Below are 19,951 nucleotides of genomic sequence, written 5' to 3'. Positions count from 1 at the left end.
GGGACGGCACCGCTGGGTGGTCGGACGGCTTCGCCAAGTGACCGGGACGGCACCGCCGCGGTGGTCAGGAGCAAGTCACCGCCGGGACGGTCAGGAAGACGACACCGGCAGCACGTCCGGGGACAGGGCCGCCGCATGTGCTGTCGCCGAGGTCATGCGGCGCCTGTGATGGCGGCGGCACAGGACCTCGTAGCCGACCTCGTCGGCGGAGTGGGTGACGTCCCCGACGACCACCTGGGCGCCCTCGACGACCATGACGCCGCCTATCGTGCGGGCGTTGTGCGTGGCCCGGGCGCCGCACCAGCACAGGGCCTCGACCTGGAGCACCTCGACCCGGTCGGCCAGTTCCACCAGCCGCTGGGAGCCGGGGAACAGCTTGGAGCGGAAGTCGGTCGTGATGCCGAAGGCGTAGACGTCGAGGCCCAGGTCGTCGACCACACGCGCGAGCTGGTCGATCTGCTCCGGCGCCAGGAACTGCGCCTCGTCGGCGATCACGTAGTCCGCGCGTCCGCCCTGCGAGAGGTGGTCGACGATGTAGGCGTAGAGGTCCTGGCCGTCCTCGACCTCCACCGCGTCCGTGACCAGTCCGAGGCGCGAGGACAATTTGCCCTCGCCGGCGCGGTCGTCACGCGAGAAGATCATGCCCTGGAGGCCTCGCGCCGAACGGTTGTGCTCGATCTGGAGAGCCAGCGTCGACTTCCCGCAGTCCATCGTTCCGGAGAAGAACACCAGCTCGGGCATGTCGAGTTGAGCACCTTTCGGCGTGGGAGGTCGGACGGAGAGGTCGGGGCGGGGCTTCAGGAGCGTACTTCGAGCAGCGGGACCAGCTGCTCGGCGGGGGTCATCGAACCGTGGTTGCCGACCATCGCCGACTCCTTCGGCTCCCGCTCCGAGGCGATGAGCAGGACGTCGTCGCGCGCGGCGGCGACCACGTCACCGATCCGGCCGTACACCCGTTCGTCGATCTTCGGGCCGAACCAGCCCGCCGCGATGGCCTCGTCGCGTGAGGCCACCCAGAACTGCTCGCCGAGTACCTCGCGCCAGCAGGTCAGGACGTCGTTCGCGGCGCCGGGCACCGCGTAGACGTGCCGGGCGCGGCCCTCGCCGCCGAGCAGGGCGACGCCGGCGCTCAACTCCCAGTCCTCGTCGAAGTCGATGCGGTGCTGCTCGTCGAACGGCACGTCGATCATGCCGTGGTCGGCGGTGACGTAGAGGGCGCTGCGCGGGGGCAGTTGCTCGGCCAGGCGCTGGACGAGGCGGTCGACGTACATGAGCTGGCCGCGCCAGGTGTCGGAGTCGACGCCGAAGCGGTGGCCGGCGCCGTCGACCTCGGCGAAGTACGTGTAGACCAGGGAGCGGTCACCCGCGGCCAGTTGCTCGGCCGCCAGGTCCATACGGTCCTCGCCGGTCAGCCGCCCGAGGAACGTTCCGCCGCTGAGGGCGACCCTGGTCAGCGGGGTGTTCTCGAAGGTCGGGGACGACACCTGCGCGGCGTGCACGCCCGCCTTGTGGGCCAGCTGGAAGACCGTCGGGTACGGCTGCCAGGCGCCGGGTGGTGTCCACGGCTGCCAGCGCAGCTGGTTCATCAGCTCGCCGGTGTCCGGATCGCGCACGGTGTAGCCGGGCAGGCCGTGCACGCCGGGCGGCAGGCCGGTGCCGACGGAGGCCAGGGAGGTGGCCGTGGTCGCCGGATAGCCGGCGGTGAGCGGACGTCCGGTGCCGCCGCGCGAGGTGGCGAGCAGGGACGTCATGAAGGGGGCGTCCTCGGGGTGCGCCCTGAGCTGCTCCCAGCCGAGGCCGTCGATCAGGAACACGCAGTTCCGGTCGGCGGGGGTCAGCTCGGAGATCGCGGCGGTCATGCCCGGCACGCCCAGGCCTGCGGCCAGCGTGGGCAGCAGGTCGGCGAGGGAGCCGCTGCCGTACTCGGGGACCGGCGCGGAGGTGACGGTGAGCGGTTCGGGATGGTGGTCCCAGGCCGTGTTCGGCTGTGCCATCAGCGGGCGCTGTCCGCGGTCGCCTCGGACAGGGCCTGAGCGAAGGCGAGTGCCTGGCGCACGGTCTCCGGTCCGTCCCCGGCCTCACTGACGCGCAGGCTGAGGTCGTCCGCCGTCGAGTTGCCGGTGTAGCCGTGGTCCGCCTCGCAGTTGGGGTCGCCGCAGGCGGCCGGCTCCAGGTCGATGCGGGAGACGGCGCCCCAGCCGATCGTGAGGACGACCTCGCGGGGCAGGGTGCCCGGCTTGTACGACTCCGGGTTGGCGACCACGCGGCTGACCACGATCGACGAGATGCGGCTCAGCTTCACGGACTCCGTCGACGTCGTGGCGTACGGCGTCGGGGAGGTGCTGTCGGCGGCCTGTTCGTCGGTGTGGCTGACGATGAAGCGGTGGTCGGTGAGGACGAGCACGGTCACGTGCCGCCGTACCTCGTTCTGGTCGAACGTCGTCTCCTGATGGACCAGGTACGACCGGATGGGCTCGCCGCCCACGGCGGCCTCCACCGCCTCGGCCACGAGGGCCGGGTAGTAGCCGCTGCGCTCGATCGCCGCCCGCAGCCCCTGGGTCGTCGTACTGGTCTTGGCCATGACGCCCATCCTACGGGGGCCCACTGACTGCGAGGCACCGCTCGCCCCCTGTCAGTACGCGGGGAGGGCCCTGTCAGCACGCGGGGCGGTCCTCTGTCAGTACGCGGGGAGGGTCCGCGGGCCGAGGTCGTCGCGGGCGGGCGGGGGCGCGAGGCGGATCGAGGCGCCCAGGACGCTCAGGCCGTGCGAGGCGACGACGACCGGCTCCAGGGTGACCGCGACGACCTCGGGGTGGTCGTCGACCAGCCGGGACACCCGCAGCAGCAGTTCCTCCAGGGCGCCGGTGTCGGCCGGTGCGGAGCCGCGCCAGCCGAACAGCAGGGGTGCGGTGCGGATCGAGCGCACCAGCGAGGTCGCCTCCTTGTCGGTGACCGGGACCAGCCGGTGGGCCGTGTCCCCGAGCAGCTGCGAGGCCGCCCCGGCGAGCCCGAAGGAGAGCACGGCTCCGGCCGCCGGGTCGATGACGGCCCGTACGACGACGTCCACGCCGCGCGGCGCCATCCGCTGCACGACCGGGCTCAGCTCCTCGGGCGCGCCGAACAGCTCGGTCAACTCGGTGTACGACCGCCGCAGTTGGTCCTCGTCCACGAGGTCGAGGCGTACGCCGCCCAGGTCCGCGCGGTGCCGCAGGTGCGGGGCGGTGGCCTTGAGGGCGACGGGATAGCCGAGGGTGCGGGCGGCCTCGGCGGCGGCGTCGGGGGTCGGGGCGGGCAGGGCGCGGTGGACGTGGATGCCGTAGTGGCCGAGCAGGTCGCAGGTCTCCTCCGGGCCGAGCGTGAGTCCCTGCCCGCGCGCGAGGAGCCCGTCGATCAACGTGGCGGCGCCCTTCTCGTCGATGTCCTCGTACTCCGGCACCCTGCCGGGGTCGGCGGCGTCGCGCCGCCACTGCGCGTAGGCGACGGCCTGCGCGAGGGCGCGGACGGCGCGTTCGGCCGCGGGGTAGGCGGGGATGAGGTGGGAGTCCTCGGGGGGTTCTCCGGGCAGCGTCGGGCTGAGGGCGGACTGAGGGCTCTCGGGGCGGGTCCGCGGCGGATTGCCCACGTCGGCCTGCGGTGCCGTGCTCGCCGCCGCCGACAGGGCCTCTGCCAGGCCGCCCAGCTCCACGTGCACCACCAGGACCGGCTTGGCCGGGGCGGCGGCCACCGCGGAGCGCAGCGCGCCGGCGAGGGCCGCGTCCGCGACCGAGCCCTCCCCCACCGCCGGTATGGCGGTGACGACCACCGCGTCGCACCGGTCGTCGGCCAGGGCCCGCGACAGGGCGGTGTGGAAGTCTGCGGCGGAGGCCGCCGTGGTCAGGTCCTGCGGGGGGTGCGGCCGCAGCCCCTCGGCGAGACACGCGTCGTACGTGAGCAGGCCGAGCGACTCGGAGTTGCCGAGGATCGCCACCCGGGGCCCGGCCGGCAGCGGCTGGCGGGCGAGGAGCAGGCCGGCGTCCACCAGCTCGGTGATGGTGTCGACCCGGATGACGCCGGCCTGCCGGAGCAGCGCCGAGACGGTCGTGTGCGGCAGGCGGGTCGCCCGTACGGCGTGCCCCTGGGGGGCCGCTCCGTGCCGGGCGCCCTGGACCACGACCAGCGGCTTGGCCGCGGCCGTCCGGCGGGCGAGGCGGGTGAACTTGCGGGGGTTGCCGATGGATTCCAGGTACATGAGGACGACGTCGGTGTCCGGGTCCTCGTACCAGTACTGGAGGACGTCGTTGCCGGAGACGTCAGCCCGGTTGCCGGAGGAGACGAAGGTGGAGACGCCGGTCACGCCCGTGACGCCGCCGCCGCGCCGGTGCAGCCGGGACAGCAGGGCGATGCCGATGGCGCCGGACTGGGCGAACAGGCCGATCCGGCCCGGGCGCGGCGTCTCGGGGGCGAGGGAGGCGTTGAGCCGTACCCGCGGGGAGGTGTTGATGATGCCGAAGGCGTTCGGCCCGATGATCCGCATGCCGTAGGTGCGCGCCTGCCGCACGAGGGCGCGCTGGCGTTCGCGCCCCTCGGTGCCGCTCTCGGCGTATCCGGCGGAGACCACGACCAGCCCCTGCACGCCGTGTTCACCGCACTCGGTGACGACCTCGGGGACGTGTTCGGCCGGCACGGCGACGACAGCGAGGTCGACCGGGCCGTCGATGTCCCGCACCGAGCGGTGGGCGGGCACCCCGTCGAGATCCTTCTGCTCCTCGGGGAGGGCCTTGTTCACGGCGTACAGACGGCCGGTGAACCCGGCGTCGCGGATGTTGGCCAGGACGCTCCGGCCGACGCCGCCGGGCGTGCGCCCGGCGCCGATGACGGCGACCGAGCCGGGCGCGAGCAGCCGCTGCACGGACCGCGCCTCGGCGCGGTGCTCGCGCGCGTACTGCACGGCGAGGGAGCGGTCGGTGGGTTCGAGGTCGAACTCCAGACGGACGACGCCGTCCTCGAAGCTGCGTTTCTGGGTGTACCCGGCGTCCGTGAACACCTTGATCATCTTGGTGTTGGCGGGCAGGACCTCGGCGGCGAAGCGGCGGATGCCGCGCTCGCGGGCGACGGCGCCGATGTGTTCCAGCAGGGCGGAGGCGACCCCGCGGCCCTGGTGGGCGTCCTGTACGAGGAAGGCGACCTCGGCCTCGTCGGCGGGTGCGGACGCGGGCGTTCCGTCCGAGCCGATCCGGTCGTAGCGTACGGTGGCGATGAACTCGCCGCCCACCGTGGCCGCGAGTCCCACCCGGTCCACAAAGTCGTGGTGCGTGAAGCGGTGGACGTCCTTGGCGGACAGGCGAGGGTACGGCGCGAAGAAGCGGTAGTACTTCGACTCGTCGGAGACCTGCTCGTAGAAGCTGACCAGGCGCTCGGCGTCATCAACGGTGATGGGCCGGATGCGCGCGGTACCACCGTCGCGCAGCACCACGTCGGCTTCCCAGTGGGCGGGATACTCGTGCCGGTCCGGCGAGGTCTGCATGGGCCCCAGAGTACGGCTAGCGTCCGACAGCGGCGCGAGGCAGTCTGTGGAGGGCGTCAGTCGGGTCGAGGCCGCGATCCGACGGCACCCCGGGGCGGGACATCAGGACCGCTCCGGTGCAGCTTCACGTATGGGAAACTGGTCTAGACAACCCTGAAAACCGAAGGGCAGCAACACATGGCTGAGCGCCGCGTCAACGTCGGCTGGGCCGAGGGCCTCCACGCCCGCCCCGCCTCCATCTTCGTCCGAGCCGCCACGGCCGCAGGCGTCCCGGTGACGATCGCCAAGGCAGACGGCAACCCCGTCAACGCGGCCTCCATGCTGGCCGTCCTCGGCCTCGGCGCCCAGGGGGGCGAGGAGATCGTCCTCGCCTCCGACGCCGAGGGCGCGGACGCCGCCCTGGACCGGCTGGCGAAGCTGGTCTCCGAGGGTCTCGAAGAACTGCCCGAGACCGTCTGAGCTTTCTTCCGCACCTGATCCGGTGCACCACTGAAGGGCTCGTCCGAATTTCTCGGGCGAGCCCTTCGCCATTTCCGGTCGCGGGTCGTCGAATTCTCGTTCACGGGCAGCAGAAATAATCCCCCGCGAATTAGCTGCTCTTTGTATACGGCTCTCGTGTTAATGCCGCAGGCTCGCCGTGTTTACGGGATGTTGCGAGTTCCTCACACGCTCGGCCCGCTCCCCGGCGGAGCCGAAACGCAGCCGGTGCGCACCCGTCGCGCGCTCGGCGTGCAGCGCCGTGACCGCCCGCGCGCGCTCGCTGTCACCGCGCGCCACCGCGTCCACGATCGCGCCGTGCTCGGTCCAGGACTCCACGGGACCGGCCGACGCCTCGACGGTGTACATCCAGGCGATCTTGTGGCGGAGCTGGGTGAGCGTCGAGGTCAGCGCGGGGCTGCCGGAGGCCTGCGCGAGCGTCTCGTGGAACCAGCCGCCCAGGGAGCGCAGGTCGTCGCTGTTGCCCCGGCGGGCGCGCTCCTGGCCGAGCCTGACCAGGCCACGCAGGACCTTCAGATGGGCCTCGGTGCGGCGCTGGGCGGCGCGGGCGGCGCCGAGCGGCTCCAGCAGCGTCCGCATCTCCAGCAGGTCGGCGGCCTCCTGCTCGGTGGGTTCGGCGACGCACGCGCCCGCGTGCCGCCGGGTCACCACGAAGCCCTCGGCCTCCAGGGTGCGCAAGGCCTCCCGGACGGGGACGCGCGAGACACCGTAGCGGCGGGCGAGGAGTTCCTCGGTCAGCCGGCTGCCGCGCTCGTAGACACCCGCGACGATGTCGTCCCGGATGGCCGTGCACACCGAGTGCGCGGGAATACGCATGACCGACCTCCGTTTAATCCCCGTGAAACGTCGAGGAGTGACGCGTGTTCCGTGACTCTATTGCAATGAGCCGGAATTTCCGACGGCGGACCGGAATCCATGGTTATTTTTTGGACAGTCGGACGTCACAAACGGCGAAAGCCCCGGCTCGGGAGCCGGGGCCTCGGGTAACGGGGTGGTACGCCGTCAGACGTTCACGCCGTGCGAGCGGAGGTAGGCGACGGGGTCGATGTCGGAGCCGTACTCGGGGCTCGTACGGGCCTCGAAGTGCAGGTGCGCACCGGTGACGTTGCCGGTCGCGCCGGACAGGCCGATCTGCTGCCCCGGAGTGACCTGCTGGCCCACCGAGACACCGATGGACGACAGGTGGCCGTACTGGGTGTACGTCCCGTCGTTCATCTTGATCACTACTTGATTGCCGTAGGAACCGCCCCAGCCGGCCTCGACGACCGTGCCCATGCCCACGGAGTGGACGGAGGTGCCGCTGGCGGCGTGGAAGTCGACGCCGGTGTGGCTGCCGGAGGACCAGACGGCGCCGCCGGCCTTGTAGCCGGTGGAGACGTAGGAGCCGGAGATCGGGGACACGAAGGTGTTGAGACGCTTGCGCTCGGCCTCGCGGGCGGCGCGCTCCTTGGCCTCACGGGCCTTCTCGGCCGCCTCCTTGGCCTCCTTGGCCGCCTCGGCGGCCCGCTCGCGGGCGGCCTCCTCGGCCTTCTTCTTGGCGGCGGCCTCCTCGGCGGCCTGCTTCTGGGCGACGGCCTGAGCGTCGATCTGCTCGGCCACGGTGTCGCCCATGGTGACGACGGGGGTGAGACCGGTCTGCTCGACGGCGGGCTCGGCGGCGAAGGCCGGGGCGGCCACGGTGCCGATGACGCCGGTGGTGGCGAGGGCCGCGACGCCCGCGGCGCGGGCCGTGCCGCGCTGCATACGGCTGGGACGACGATGCTTCCCGGTGGCGCGGGTGAACGCCATGGAGTGGCTGGTCCTTTCCTTCCTTCTCGCCTACCGGGTTAGCTGACGGGTTCGGAGCAGGAAGGTCTCCTACGGACCCCCTCGCGGCTCGCGCGGGCGTCCGATTCACCCCAGGGACTGCGTTGGGTCCCCGGCTCCCCTGGCTCGCGCCGTACGGGGACTCGGCGATGACTGTCCGGTGCCGCGGGTGCGGCGCACTGCCTGACGAACAGCCCGGACGAACCTAAGCGGGGCCACTTTCAATTCCCAAACGAATCCCGGTTTTTGTAGCGCATCCCACAGGGCAGACAGGCAACCTCCGCACCAATTCGGGCATAAGGGAGCCCTGGTGCCTTAGAAGACAACCAGGGCCCCTGCGCGCGCGTGCTCCTACTCGGCGGCGACGACCGAGACTTCGCCGATGCCCAGGGCCTCGACGGGGCCCTTGATCTGCGCCGCGTCACCGACGAGGACGGTCACCAGGCGGTCCACCGGGAAGGCGCTGACGGCCGCCGCGGTGGCCTCCACGGTGCCGGTCGCGGCGAGCTGCCGGTACAGCGTGGCCTGGTAGTCGTCGGGCAGGTGCTGCTCGACCTGGTCGGCCAGCGTGCTCGCGACGGCCGCCGCGGTCTCGTACTTCAGCGGCGCCACGCCGACCAGGTTCTGCACGGCGACGTCCCGCTCGGCGTCGGTCAGTCCCCCGGCGGCGAGGGTGCGCAGCACCGTCCAGAGGTCCTGGAGGGCGGGGCCGGTGTTGGGCGTGTCCACGGAGCCGCTGATGGCGAGCATCGCGGCACCGGTCCCGTCCGGGGCGGACCTGAGGACCTGGCCGAAGGCCCGCACCCCGTAGGTGTAGCCCTTCTCCTCGCGCAGCACGCGGTCCAGGCGGGAGGTGAGGGTGCCGCCCAGGCAGTACGTGCCGAGCACCTGCGCGGGCCACACGCGGTCGTGCCGGTCCGGGCCGATCCGGCCGATCAGCAACTGGGTCTGGACGGCGCCGGGACGGTCCACGATGACGACGCGGCCCGTGTCGTCGGCGGTCACCGGCGGTACCGGGCGCGGCTCGGCCGCAGAGCCGGTCCAGGCGCCCAGCGTGTCGCCGAGCAGGGCGTCGAGGTCGATGCCGGTGAGGTCGCCGACGACCACGGCGGTGGCCGTGGCGGGCCTGACGTGCCTCTCGTAGAAGGCGCGTACGGCCCCGGAGTCGATCGCGGCGACCGTCTCCTCGGTGCCCTGGCGGGGCCGCGACATGCGCGAGCCCGCCGGGAACAGCTCCTTGGAGAGCTCCTTGGCGGCGCGGCGGCCGGGGTTGGCCATCTCGTGCGGGATCTCGTCGAGGCGGTTGCGGACCAGCCGCTCGACCTCGCTGTCGGCGAACGCGGGTGCCCGGAGGGCGTCGGCGATCAGGCCGAGCCCCTTGGCGAGCCGGGAGGCCGGGACCTCCAGGCTGAGCCGGACGCCGGGGTGGTCGGCATGCGCGTCGAGGGTGGCGCCGGCGCGCTCCAGCTCGGCGGCGAAATCCTCGGCGGAGTGCTTGTCGGTGCCCTCGGAGAAGGCCCGGGCCATGATCGTGGCCACGCCGTCGAGGCCGGCAGGCTCGGCGTCCAGGGGTGCGTCCAGCAGCACCTCCACGGCGACGACCTGCTGGCCGGGGCGGTGGCAGCGCAGGACCGTCAGGCCGTTGCCGAGCGTGCCGCGCTCAGGAGCCGGGAACGCCCAGGGCTTGGGCTCGCCCCCCTGCGGCTGGGGGTGGAAATCCATCGTGGCGAGCTCGGTCACTTCGCCGCCTCCTCGTTCTCGTCGGTGGCTTCCACGGTCGCCGCGGACTCCGGGTCTTCGGTGCCTTCAGCGCTCTCGGCGTCCGGGTCGGCCGGGGCGATCGGCTCGTAGACGAGCACCGCACGGTTGTCGGGCCGCAGGCGGGCCTTGGCGACCTCCTGGACCTCCTCCGCCGTCACCTCCAGCACGCGCTGCACGGCGGTCAGGGCGAGCTGCGGGTCGCCGAACAGAACGGCGTACCGGCACAGCTCGTCGGCGCGGCCGGCGACCGTGCCCAGCCGGTCCAGCCACTCGCGCTCCAACTGGGCCTGGGCGCGCTCCATCTCCTCGGCCGTGGGGCCCTCCTCGGCGAACCGGGCGAGCTCCTCGTCGATGGCGGACTCGATGACCGGGACCTCCACGTCACCGGACGTCTTCACGTCCAGCCACCCCAGGGAGGGCGCCCCGGCGAGCCGCAGCAGGCCGAAGCCGGCCGCCACCGCCGTACGGTCGCGCCGTACGAGGCGGTTGTACAGGCGGGAGGACTCGCCGCCGCCGAGGACGGTGAGGGCCAGGTCGGCCGCGTCGCACGCGCGCGTGCCGTCGTGCGGCAGCCGGTAGGCGGCCATCAGGGCGCGCGCCGGGACCTCCTCCTCGACGACCTCGCGCAGCTGATCGCCGATGGTCTCCGGAAGCGTGCCGTCCCGGGGCGCGGGCTTGCCGTCGTGGCCGGGGATGGAGCCGAAGTACTTCTCGATCCAGGCCAGGGTCTGCTCCGGGTCGATGTCGCCGACCACGGAGAGCACGGCGTTGTTCGGCGCGTAGTAGGTGCGGAAGAAGGCGCGCGCGTCCTCCAGGGTGGCCGCGTCCAGGTCGGCCATCGAGCCGATCGGGGTGTGGTGGTAGGGGTGGCCCTCCGGGTAGGCGAGGGCGGTCAGCTTCTCGAAGGCGGTGCCGTAGGGGACGTTGTCGTAGCGCTGCCGGCGCTCGTTCTTGACGACGTCCCGCTGGTTCTCCATCGACTCGTCGTCGAGCGCGGCCAGCAGGGAGCCCATGCGGTCGGCCTCCAGCCAGAGGGCGAGCTCCAGCTGGTGGGCGGGCATGGTCTCGAAGTAGTTGGTCCGCTCGAAGCTGGTGGTGCCGTTCAGCGAGCCGCCCGCGCCCTGGACGAGTTCGAAGTGGCCGTTGCCCTTCACCTGGGCGGAACCCTGGAACATCAGGTGCTCGAAAAGGTGAGCCAGGCCGGTACGCCCCTTGACTTCGTGGCGCGAGCCGACGTCGTACCAGAGGCACACCGCCGCGACCGGGGTCAGGTGGTCCTCGGAGAGCACCACGCGCAGGCCGTTGGCCAGGCGGTGCTCGGTCGCTGTCAGGCCCCCGGAGCCTGCCTGGGCTGTGGCCGTGTGACCCATGGGCATGTACGTCCCTTCGATCGCGGCGCGGTCGTTCAAACCGCGGTTTTCCTGGCGAGTCCTGCCACTGTATGCAAGCGTGCGGGGCCCTGGTGAAGTTCCCGAGGGGCGTACGCGGAGAGCGAGAGTGGGAAGCGGCCGGGGGCGGTGTGCGGTGGTGACGGCGTGCCTCCTCCGGGGCCCGGTGACCGCCGTGTCCGCGTACGGTCATCCCGGTGCACGACAGGCCGCCCGGAGCCTGGAGGGCGCCGGACGAAAGACCGGAGACGGGCCGGCCCACGGCAGTCCTCCGACGGGGTCCCGGGCCGCCGCGGCGGCCCGGCGACCGGCGTCCACTTCCCGTGTGCGAACCCCTGCCGGTGGGGCAGAGACAGGGTCCTGGTCCCGGTTGTCAGTGCGGCGGTCCACAATGGTCGGCGTCAGATCTCGTTCCACGCTTCAGCAAGGAGCCGGCAGCGATGGCCCGCCGCAGCACGAAGACCCCGCCGCCCGACGACTCGTACGAGGAGAGAATCCTCGACATCGACGTCGTCGACGAGATGCAGGGCTCCTTCCTCGAGTACGCGTACTCGGTCATCTACTCCCGCGCCCTGCCCGACGCGCGCGACGGCCTCAAGCCGGTGCATCGCCGCATCGTCTACCAGATGAACGAGATGGGCCTGCGCCCCGAGCGCGGGTACGTCAAGTGCGCCCGCGTCGTCGGCGAGGTGATGGGCAAGCTGCACCCGCACGGCGACACGTCGATCTACGACGCCCTCGTGCGCATGGCCCAGCCCTTCTCGATGCGCGTCCCCCTGGTCGACGGCCACGGCAACTTCGGTTCGCTGGGCAACGACGACCCGCCGGCCGCCATGCGGTACACCGAGTGCCGGATGGCCGAGGCGACGAGCCTGATGACGGAGTCCATCGAAGAGGACACCGTCGACTTCAACCCCAACTACGACGGCCAGGAGCAGGAGCCGGTGGCCCTGCCGGCCGCCTTCCCGAACCTCCTGGTCAACGGGGCCTCCGGCATCGCGGTCGGTATGGCCACGAACATGCCTCCGCACAACCTGCGCGAGGTGATCGCCGCCGCCCGCCACCTGATCAGGTACCCCAACGCGGACCTCGACGCCCTGATGAAGCACGTCCCGGGCCCCGACCTGCCCACCGGCGGCCGCATCGTCGGCCTGTCCGGCATCCGGGACGCCTACGAGACGGGCCGCGGCTCGTTCAAGATGCGCGCCTCGGTGTCCGTGGAGGCCGTGACGGCCCGCCGCAAGGGTCTCGTGGTCACCGAGCTGCCCTTCACGGTCGGCCCGGAGAAGGTGATCGCCAAGATCAAGGACCTGGTGGGCTCGAAGAAGCTCCAAGGCATCGCCGACGTCAAGGACCTCACCGACCGCGCCCACGGCCTGCGCCTGGTCATCGAGATCAAGAACGGCTTCGTGCCGGAGGCGGTCCTGGAGCAGCTGTACAAGCTGACGCCGATGGAGGAGTCCTTCGGCATCAACAACGTCGCCCTGGTCGACGGCCAGCCGCTCACGCTGGGTCTGAAGGAGCTGCTGGAGGTCTATCTCGACCACCGCTTCAACGTCGTGCGGCGGCGTTCGGAGTTCCGCCGCGGCAAGAAGCGCGACCGGCTGCATCTGGTCGAGGGTCTGCTGACGGCCCTGCTGGACATCGACGAGGTCATCCGCCTCATCCGCTCCAGCGACAACTCCGCGCAGGCCAAGCAGCGCCTGATGGAGCAGTTCTCGCTGAGCGAGGTGCAGACGCAGTACATCCTCGACACTCCGCTGCGGCGCCTGACCAAGTACGACCGCATCGAACTGGAAGCGGAGAAGGACCGGCTCAACGCGGAGATCGAGGAACTGACCCGGATCCTCGACTCGGACACGGAACTGCGCAAGCTGGTCTCCACCGAACTGGCCAACGTCGCCAAGAAGTTCGGCACCGACCGGCGTACGGTCCTGCTGGAGTCGGGCGGGGCCCCGGTCGCCGCCGTGCCGCTCCAGGTGGCCGACGACCCGTGCCGGGTGCTGCTGTCCTCGACGGGCCTGCTGGCCCGTACGGCGAACGGCGAGCCGTTCCCGGAGGACGCCGGTGCCAAGCGAGTGAAGCACGACGTGATCGTCTCGGCGGTGCCGGCCACCGCCCGCGGCGAGGTGGGCGCGGTCACCTCCGCGGGCCGGCTGCTGCGGCTGAACGTGGTCGACCTGCCCCAGCTCCCGGAGTCGATGCCGACGCCGAATCTCGCCGGAGGCGCCCCGCTGGCGGAGTTCGTCTCCCTTGAGGACGACGAGACGGTGGTCTGCCTGACGACGCTCGACGAGTCGTCCCCGGGCCTGGCGCTCGGCACGGCACAGGGCGTGGTCAAGCGCGTGGTGCCGGACTATCCGTCCCACAAGGAGGAGCTGGAGGTGATCACCCTCAAGGAGGGTGACCGGATCGTCGGCGCGGTCGAGCTGCGCACCGGCGAGGAGGACCTGGTCTTCATCACCGACGACGCCCAGCTGCTGCGCTTCCAGGCGTCCCAGGTCCGGCCGCAGGGCCGCCCGGCCGGTGGCGTGGCCGGCATCAAGCTCACCGAGGGCGCGAAGGTCATCTCGTTCACGGCGGTGGACCCGGCGGTGGACGCCGTCGTCTTCACCGTCGCCGGCTCGCGGGGCACGCTGGACGACTCCGTGCAGACGACGGCCAAGATGACCCCGTTCGACCAGTACCCGCGCAAGGGCCGCGCCACCGGCGGCGTCCGCTGCCAGCGGTTCCTGAAGGGCGAGGACTGCCTGTCCCTGGCCTGGGCGGGCCCGGCCCCGGCCCTCGCCGCGCAGAAGAACGGCACACCGGCCGACCTCCCGGAGATGGACCCGCGGCGGGACGGCTCGGGTGTGTCCCTGGCGAAGACGGTGGCCGTGGTGGCGGGGCCGGTCTAGAACCCTCCGGCGGAGGGCTCAGGCAGGCTCTGCCGGGTCCTCCTCCGGATTCTGTACGTACCTCAGGACGCCCCACATGCCGCGCTCGTCGGCGTGTGGGGCGTCGCTCGTGCACGCGCCGAGTTCCTTGTCGAGGGCGGAGGCGTCGATGCCGGAGCCGATGAGCACCAGCTGGGTGACGCGCTCGCCGCCGGCCGGCCAGGGTTCCGGGTAGAAACGCAGGAACCGCCCGACGGCATGGACCGCGTAGCGGTTCAGGACGTCGTACGGCCCGAAGTCGACATAGCCCTTGATCCGGTACAGCCCCTCGGGCCGGCTGTCGAGGAACTCCATCAGCCGGCGCGGGTCGAGGGGCTCCCGCGAGACGAACGACAGGCTGTCGTAGGCGCTGTGCAGGTGCTCGGCGTGGTCGTCCGTGCCGTGCTCGTGCAGGTCGTCGAAGGACAACTGCCCGATCCGCTCCTCGCTCGGCCGGCAGTCGAAGAGGAACTCGGGGTCGATCCGGCCGTAGGAGGCCGGGACGACGGCGGCGCGGTCGACGAGGGAGCGGACCAGTGCGAGGACGCGTTCGCCGTCCGCCGCCCGGTCGAGCTTGTTGACCACGACCAGATCGGCCAGCGCGAGATGCCGGTCGATCTCGGGATGCCTGGACCGGGTGTCGTCGAACTCGGCGGCGTCGACGACCTCGACGAGACCGCCGTACACGATCCTCGGGTGCTCGCTGGCGAGCACCAGCCGCACGAGTTCCTGCGGCTCGGCCAGTCCGCTCGCCTCGATGACGATGACGTCGATGCCGAGGGAGGGCTCGGCGAGCCGTTCCAGGTACTCGTCCAGCTCGCTCGCGTCGACGGCACAGCACAGACACCCGTTGCCCAGCGAGACCGTCGAGTCGCCGAGCGCTCCCGCCACGGCCATCGCGTCGATCTCGATGGCCCCGAAGTCGTTGACGATGGCGCCGATACGACTGCCGCCACTGCGGTGGAGGAGGTGGTTGAGGAGTGTGGTCTTGCCCGAGCCGAGGAATCCGGCCAGGACGACGACCGGGATCTGCTGCGGTTCCGGGCTCGGCAGGCTCACCGTGCGACCTCTCTCACGCCGACGCGTGCACCGGCTCGGTTCCCGGCACACGTACGAGGATGGGATGCCGCCCCAGGATACGAGCCGCGGGACCCTCGCTTTCCTCCGTTCCCTCCGTTCCCTCCGTTCCCTCCGCGCGCCTCCTCTCCGCCTCCCCGCCGATCAGAGCCGCTCGGCACGCTGGGAGGCGCAAGCGCCGCCCACCGCTCGCCGGTCCTCTCCTCTTCGCCAGCGCCCTTTACACGAACGCCCTGTGCTACTACCGCATGGGCAGCATGACCCGCGAGGAGTTCTTCGGCTTCGCCCGGAGCATGCTGCAGAATCCGGCCTTCAGGGAGTAGTCAACGACGCCTCCCTCCGCATGCCAGACCGGCGGTTGATAACAAAACCGCAATACCGGCGGCCTTACCAAGGTTGACTCTGCCTCCGGTTGCGAGCGGTTCCACAAGTGTCGTTCGCTCCACCGGGCTGCCGGCGCCGCACAGAAAAGTGTCCGTCGGTTTCGGTATTCGCGTGCCCTGCCATGCACTTAAGGATCATCAGTGATGCACATTGCCCGTCGGATCGGCGTCCCCCCATGTGAACGCGGAAGCACCTCCGGCGCAAATTGCCCCGACCTCTTCGAATTGACTGACGGAAACTTCGCCGTCATCGGGACAGACGCCACCGCCGAGTTGGAGGACGAGCTTCCAGGGGACGCCTCGCGGGCCGACTACGAGAGGATCGTCATCATCACCCGGGAAACCCTCGTCCGAGCCAAGGCGGACATCCCGGACGCCTGATCCCGCACTCGAGCGCGGTCCTCGACCCGCCACTGGCCGTCAGGCAGCGACCGCCTACGCGCACTTCCCGACGCACAGGCGGTCGCCGCACGGGCAGAACCGGTTTCGGCCTCGCCGGAGCGGCACTCGTCGGTGCCGCTTCCATCGTGATCAGCGGCTGGCTCCTGAGCGGTGTCGAGGACGCCAACGGCGGGCGCCGGGCAGCGATAGAACGCAGCGCCGTCGGTGACGCGAAGAACTACGCCGCAGCGCAAGAGCCGACCTGTGAGCGCTGCACGTCCAATTGACTCAGATGGCAATGGACGATCCCGCCCTGGCGAACGTGTGGAACGGCTATCCGGGCGAACAGCATGAAGTGGTGCGCCAGCACTTGTTCGCCAACCTGACTTTCGGCCATTTCCTGCTCTTCTACGAATGGGGAGACGTAACGGAAGAGGAGTTGCTCGAGTACGCTCGCACCCTTCTCCGAAGTCCCTTGTTCCACCGCTACTGGGAAGCTTCTCGTGGCGGGAAAGAGGGCCTTTCGCCCGACAGTCACGAGGGTCGGCCTTCCGAATCTTCGAGCAGGCCATCCGCGAATCTCCGGCGCACGGAACACGCAATCCACCGTGACGTGGCGGCAGGCACTCAGACAGCCCCACTCACCTGCGGAGCGGGTCCCACATAGCGCGCCACCGGCCTGATGATCTTCGTGTCCTCCGCCTGTTCCAGGACGTTGGCGCTCCAGCCCACCACACGCGCGGCGGCGAACGTCGGTGTGAACATCTCCCGGGGCAGGCCGCAGAGTTCCATGACCACGCCCGCGTAGTACTCGACGTTGGTGTGGAGTTCGCGGCCCGGCTTCAGCTCCGCCAGGATCGCCTCGACGTGCCGCTCGACCTCCACGGCGAAGTCCACCCGCGGGCCGCCGAACCCCTGGGCGACCTCGCGCAGCATCCGCGACCGCGGATCCTCGGTGCGGTAGATCGCGTGCCCGAAGCCCATGATGCGCTCACCGGAGAGCACCCGCTGCCGTACCCAGGAGTCGATACGGTCCGGGGTGCCGATCGCGTCCAGGGTGTCCAGTGCGCGGCTGGGCGCACCCCCGTGCAACGGCCCCGACAGCGCCGCCACCGCACCGGCGAGGCATGCCGCCACGTCCGCACCCGTCGACGCGATGACCCGGGCCGTGAAGGTTGACGCATTGAATCCGTGATCAATGGTTGAGATCAGGTACTGCTCGATCGCCCGTGCGTGCCGCTCGGTCGGCACCGAGCCGGTCAACATGTACAGGTAATTGGCCGCGTACGACAGGTCCTCGCGCGGCTCCACCGGCTCGAGCCCTTTCTGCAGTCGGTGCAGCGCGGTGAGCAGCGTGGGTACGGCCGCGGCCGCCTCGAGGGTGTCCTGCCTGCGCCGGTCGGCATCGATGTCGTACACGGGCCGGAAGCCCTTGGCGGCGCCAAGCAGCGACAGTGCCGTGCGCATCCCGGCGAGCGGGCCGGAGCGCCCGCCGGCCGCCGCGATGGCCGGCAGGGCCGCTCGCACGTCGTCGGGCAGCCGCCGCAGCATCGCGGTCTCCGCCGCGAAGACCGCACCCTGCCGGGCGTCCGGCAGTTCGCCGTGTACGAGCAGGTGCCAGACATCCTCGAAGGTGCGGGTCCGTGCGAGGTCGACGGCGGAGTACTGCCGGTAGTGGTAGAAGCCCTCGCCACCACGGACGTCACCGATCCGGGTGTCGGTGACGACGACACCGGCGAGTCCTCGTGGTGCGTCGATGAGAGCGGCTGCGGACCTGTTGACGGACATGTCTTCCTCCCTGGACCCTGGACTTGATTCGACTGTCCATGGTTGACTTGAGTTGTGTCAATATTGATTGAATCAATGTACCGGTCAATGGCCCGCTAGGCGGATACGGTGACCCCCATGCGCGATCAAGAACCCGCCCCCCGCGACGCGGAACGGCGGCTGAGCACCAAGGAGGCCGCCGAGCTGCTCGGCGTGAAGCCGGAGACCGTGTACGCGTACGTGAGCCGCGGTCAGCTCAGCAGCCGGCGGGTGGCCGGCGGACGGGGCAGCACCTTCGACGCCAGGGAGGTCGAGGCGCTCGCCCGGCGCAACAGGCGGGAGGCCGCGGGAAGTTCTGCCTCCGGCGGCGAGTTGTCCGTACGGACCGGCATCACACTCATCGAGAGCGACCGCTACTACTACCGCGGTGTCGACGCCGTCGACCTGGCCACCCGGCACAGCTACGAGGAGGTCGCCGAGTGGCTGTGGACCGGCCGGATGCGGCCGGGCACCACGTTCACCGCGCCGGCCGCCTCGGTCGCCGTCGCGCGCCGCGCCGTCGACACGCTGCCCGAACACGCCGCCCCCACCGACCTGCTGCGCGTCGCGACGAGCGTCGCCGCGACCGCCGACCCCCTGCGCTACGACCTGTCCGAGGACGCCGTGCTCGGCACGGCGCGCACCCTCATTCCCACGCTCGTCGCCGCTCTGCCACCGGCGGGACACGACCGCCGCGACGAGGGACCCCTGGCCCACCGGCTGTGGACCCGGCTGTCGCCGCGCAAGGACCCCGACGAGGCGTCCCTGCGCGCTCTGGACACCGCCCTCGCCCTCCTCGTCGACCACGACCTGGCCGCCTCCACGCTCGCGGTGCGCGTCGCCGCGTCGGCCCGTGCCCACGCCTACGCGGCGGTCTCCGCCGGACTCGGCGTGATCGAGGGCCCGCTGCACGGCGCGGCCAGCGGGCTCGCCCACCGGCTGCTCGTCGACGTGCTCGACCAGGGCGACGCCGCGCCCGTGATCGCGGACGAACTGCGCGCCGGTCGCCGCATCCCGGGACTCGGCCACCGGCTCTACCCGGGCGAGGACCCACGCGCGCGTGCCCTGTTCGCCCTCCTGGAGCAGATCCCGCGCGCGGAACCCGCCCTCCTCGCGGCCCGGGACATCGTCGAGACCACCGCCCGCCACGCCCCGCTGCACGCCAACGTCGACCTGGCGCTCGCAGTGCTCACCACGTCCTGCGGCATGCCCCCGACCGCGGGCGAGACGATCTTCGCGGTGGCCCGTACGGCGGGCTGGATCGCCCACGCCCTGGAGGAGTACGGCGAGCGGCCGTTGCGCATGCGCCCGAGCGGTCTCTACGCCGGACCGAAGCCACCTCAGCCACTACCGGAGTAGCGCAGGGCGGGGCCGAGCGTCGCCGCGATCCAACTCAGGTTAGGCTCACCTCTGTGAGTACGTGTTCAAGCGTCTCCCGGGACTCGGCCGAGCCCGTTTCGGGAACCGCGGCCACCGCGAGGACCTGGCTGTTGCTGGAACAGCCCGGTCCGTGGGGTGCCAAGGCGCTCACTTCGAGCCACCTGGACCCCGCCCTGGGCCGTGCCCTAGAGGCGGCGGCGAAGGACACGGGCGTACGGATCGTGCTCATCCGCCGCCCCGGGCGCCACGCGGACCGCCGGATGCCCGCCGCACGCCGGGTGTACGCGGCCCACACCGTTCCGGGAAACGTCTGGCTGCACGGCGCGACGATCTCGGACCCCGGGCAGCTCCTCGACCTCGATTTCGCCGGACTCGGCCGGGGCGAGCACCGCTCCTTCGACGTGGCGCTCGGCGGACGGCCCCACGACGGTGAGCCGCTCGCCCTGGTCTGCACCAACGGCAAGCGCGACCGCTGCTGCGCCCTCCTCGGCCGGCCTCTAGCGGCCGAACTCGCCACGTCCGGCGTCGAGGGCGTCTGGGAGGTCACCCATCTGGGTGGTCACCGCTTCTCCCCGACGGTGCTCGTGCTGCCGTACGGATACGCGTACGGCCGTGCCGAGGCACACACCCTCAAGGAGGTTCTGCACGGCGCGCGGGAGGGGCGGATCGTCGTGGAGGGGTGCCGGGGCAGCTCGGCCTGGGAACGGCCCGGTCAGGCGGCGGAGCTCGCCGTGCGCACCAGGACCGGCGAAGACGCCGCGGAGGCGCTGAGCGTCGTACGGACGGTCGGGGCGGCCCCACGCTGGGAGGTGACCGTCGCCCACGCCGACGGGCGCCACTGGCAGGTCGAGGTGGCCCAGGGGGCGGCCCTGCCGCCCCGGCCGGAGAGCTGTGGGGCGGCAGTCCTCGGTTCGCCCGCCCGGATGGACGTCGTGGCAGTGCGCGAAGTGAGGGTGACTACGGCGCTCGCGAGCTGACCGGTCCGCCGGCCGCGGGTCCGGATCATCTCCTCAAGCATTGATCAAGAGATCCACGCCACACCCATTACGGCAG

General features: G+C 71.4%; 17 protein-coding genes and 1 riboswitch. Of the genes, 7 read left to right on the top strand and 10 right to left on the bottom strand.

The genetic code is table 11. From position 1 onward, the window contains the following. Window positions 1–90: 90 nt before the first annotated feature. From ABFX81_RS00515 to ABFX81_RS00500, 4 genes are all read right to left on the bottom strand, one after another. A complete protein-coding gene (locus tag ABFX81_RS00515; protein ID WP_086854903.1) occupies window positions 91–741 on the bottom strand; it encodes a thymidine kinase in 651 nt (216 codons plus the stop codon). A 56-nt stretch (window positions 742–797) separates the two neighbouring features. After that, a complete protein-coding gene (locus ABFX81_RS00510; RefSeq protein ID WP_086854904.1) occupies window positions 798–1,994 on the bottom strand; it encodes an alkaline phosphatase family protein in 1,197 nt (398 codons plus the stop codon). Then, a complete protein-coding gene (locus tag ABFX81_RS00505; protein ID WP_099054597.1) occupies window positions 1,994–2,581 on the bottom strand; it encodes a DUF5998 family protein in 588 nt (195 codons plus the stop codon). The genes ABFX81_RS00510 and ABFX81_RS00505 overlap by 1 nt, the downstream gene beginning before the upstream one ends. A 96-nt stretch (window positions 2,582–2,677) precedes the next feature. Continuing rightward, window positions 2,678–5,503 (bottom strand): bifunctional acetate--CoA ligase family protein/GNAT family N-acetyltransferase, encoded by a 2,826-nt coding sequence (locus ABFX81_RS00500; protein ID WP_346137466.1) that lies wholly within the window; start codon window positions 5,501–5,503, stop codon window positions 2,678–2,680. A gap of 177 nt (window positions 5,504–5,680) precedes the next feature. Here ABFX81_RS00500 and ABFX81_RS00495 point away from each other — a divergent pair, with 177 nt between their 5' ends. Further along, window positions 5,681–5,962: an HPr family phosphocarrier protein gene (locus ABFX81_RS00495; RefSeq protein ID WP_003993478.1), complete on the top strand. Its 282-nt coding sequence runs from the start codon at window positions 5,681–5,683 to the stop codon at window positions 5,960–5,962. Window positions 5,963–6,121: 159 nt separating this feature from the next. Here the strand turns inward: ABFX81_RS00495 and ABFX81_RS00490 are convergent, their stop codons facing one another. The 4 genes from ABFX81_RS00490 to ABFX81_RS00475 form a co-directional block, all read right to left on the bottom strand. Continuing rightward, window positions 6,122–6,817, bottom strand: a complete 696-nt coding sequence (locus ABFX81_RS00490) for a GntR family transcriptional regulator (protein WP_086845734.1) — start codon at window positions 6,815–6,817, stop codon at window positions 6,122–6,124. Window positions 6,818–7,003: 186 nt separating this feature from the next. After that, window positions 7,004–7,789: a peptidoglycan DD-metalloendopeptidase family protein gene (locus ABFX81_RS00485; protein WP_086845732.1), complete on the bottom strand. Its 786-nt coding sequence runs from the start codon at window positions 7,787–7,789 to the stop codon at window positions 7,004–7,006. A gap of 13 nt (window positions 7,790–7,802) precedes the next feature. Continuing rightward, a riboswitch (cyclic di-AMP (ydaO/yuaA leader) is annotated at window positions 7,803–7,966 on the bottom strand. Between the two features lie 192 nt (window positions 7,967–8,158). Next, complete coding sequence (locus ABFX81_RS00480; RefSeq protein ID WP_086845730.1) at window positions 8,159–9,547, bottom strand: M16 family metallopeptidase; 1,389 nt, start codon at window positions 9,545–9,547, stop codon at window positions 8,159–8,161. Next, window positions 9,544–10,938 carry an insulinase family protein gene (locus ABFX81_RS00475; RefSeq protein WP_086845741.1) on the bottom strand — a complete coding sequence of 465 codons (1,395 nt, stop codon included), beginning with the start codon at window positions 10,936–10,938 and terminating at the stop codon, window positions 9,544–9,546. Before ABFX81_RS00475 ends, ABFX81_RS00480 begins: the two co-directional genes overlap by 4 nt. Window positions 10,939–11,396: 458 nt before the next feature. On the opposite strand from ABFX81_RS00475, the gene ABFX81_RS00470 reads away from it, so the two are divergent. Then, complete coding sequence (locus ABFX81_RS00470; RefSeq protein ID WP_086845728.1) at window positions 11,397–13,853, top strand: DNA topoisomerase (ATP-hydrolyzing); 2,457 nt, start codon at window positions 11,397–11,399, stop codon at window positions 13,851–13,853. Between the two features lie 18 nt (window positions 13,854–13,871). On the opposite strand, the gene ABFX81_RS00465 is transcribed toward ABFX81_RS00470, so the two are convergent. After that, entirely contained in the window at window positions 13,872–14,930 is a 1,059-nt protein-coding gene (locus ABFX81_RS00465) for a GTP-binding protein (RefSeq protein ID WP_086845726.1), read from the bottom strand. 59 nt (window positions 14,931–14,989) lie between these two features. On the opposite strand from ABFX81_RS00465, the gene ABFX81_RS00460 reads away from it, so the two are divergent. From ABFX81_RS00460 to ABFX81_RS42145, 3 genes are all read left to right on the top strand, one after another. Further along, complete coding sequence (locus tag ABFX81_RS00460; RefSeq protein WP_346137465.1) at window positions 14,990–15,271, top strand: DUF6082 family protein; 282 nt, start codon at window positions 14,990–14,992, stop codon at window positions 15,269–15,271. Window positions 15,272–15,475: 204 nt separating this feature from the next. Next, window positions 15,476–15,712 (top strand): hypothetical protein, encoded by a 237-nt coding sequence (locus ABFX81_RS00455; protein ID WP_086845738.1) that lies wholly within the window; start codon window positions 15,476–15,478, stop codon window positions 15,710–15,712. Between the two features lie 292 nt (window positions 15,713–16,004). Next, window positions 16,005–16,379: a DUF6082 family protein gene (locus ABFX81_RS42145; protein ID WP_428837128.1), complete on the top strand. Its 375-nt coding sequence runs from the start codon at window positions 16,005–16,007 to the stop codon at window positions 16,377–16,379. Here ABFX81_RS42145 and ABFX81_RS00450 read toward each other — a convergent pair. After that, entirely contained in the window at window positions 16,340–17,500 is a 1,161-nt protein-coding gene (locus ABFX81_RS00450) for a citrate synthase (RefSeq protein WP_086845722.1), read from the bottom strand. The two genes, ABFX81_RS42145 and ABFX81_RS00450, sit on opposite strands and share 40 nt — an antisense overlap. 117 nt (window positions 17,501–17,617) lie before the next feature. Here ABFX81_RS00450 and ABFX81_RS00445 point away from each other — a divergent pair, with 117 nt between their 5' ends. Together ABFX81_RS00445 and ABFX81_RS00440 are read left to right on the top strand one after the other, a co-directional pair. Continuing rightward, window positions 17,618–18,877, top strand: coding sequence for a citrate/2-methylcitrate synthase (locus ABFX81_RS00445; protein ID WP_086845719.1), 1,260 nt, complete (start codon window positions 17,618–17,620; stop codon window positions 18,875–18,877). Between the two features lie 53 nt (window positions 18,878–18,930). Further along, window positions 18,931–19,875 (top strand): sucrase ferredoxin, encoded by a 945-nt coding sequence (locus ABFX81_RS00440; RefSeq protein ID WP_086845718.1) that lies wholly within the window; start codon window positions 18,931–18,933, stop codon window positions 19,873–19,875. Window positions 19,876–19,951 lie beyond the last annotated feature (76 nt).

Source organism: Streptomyces coeruleofuscus (assembly GCF_039532725.1).
GTDB lineage: Bacteria > Actinomycetota > Actinomycetes > Streptomycetales > Streptomycetaceae > Streptomyces > Streptomyces coeruleofuscus.
The sequence above is the reverse complement of the archived record's forward strand: the minus strand, read 5'-3'. Positions and strand labels throughout refer to the sequence as shown.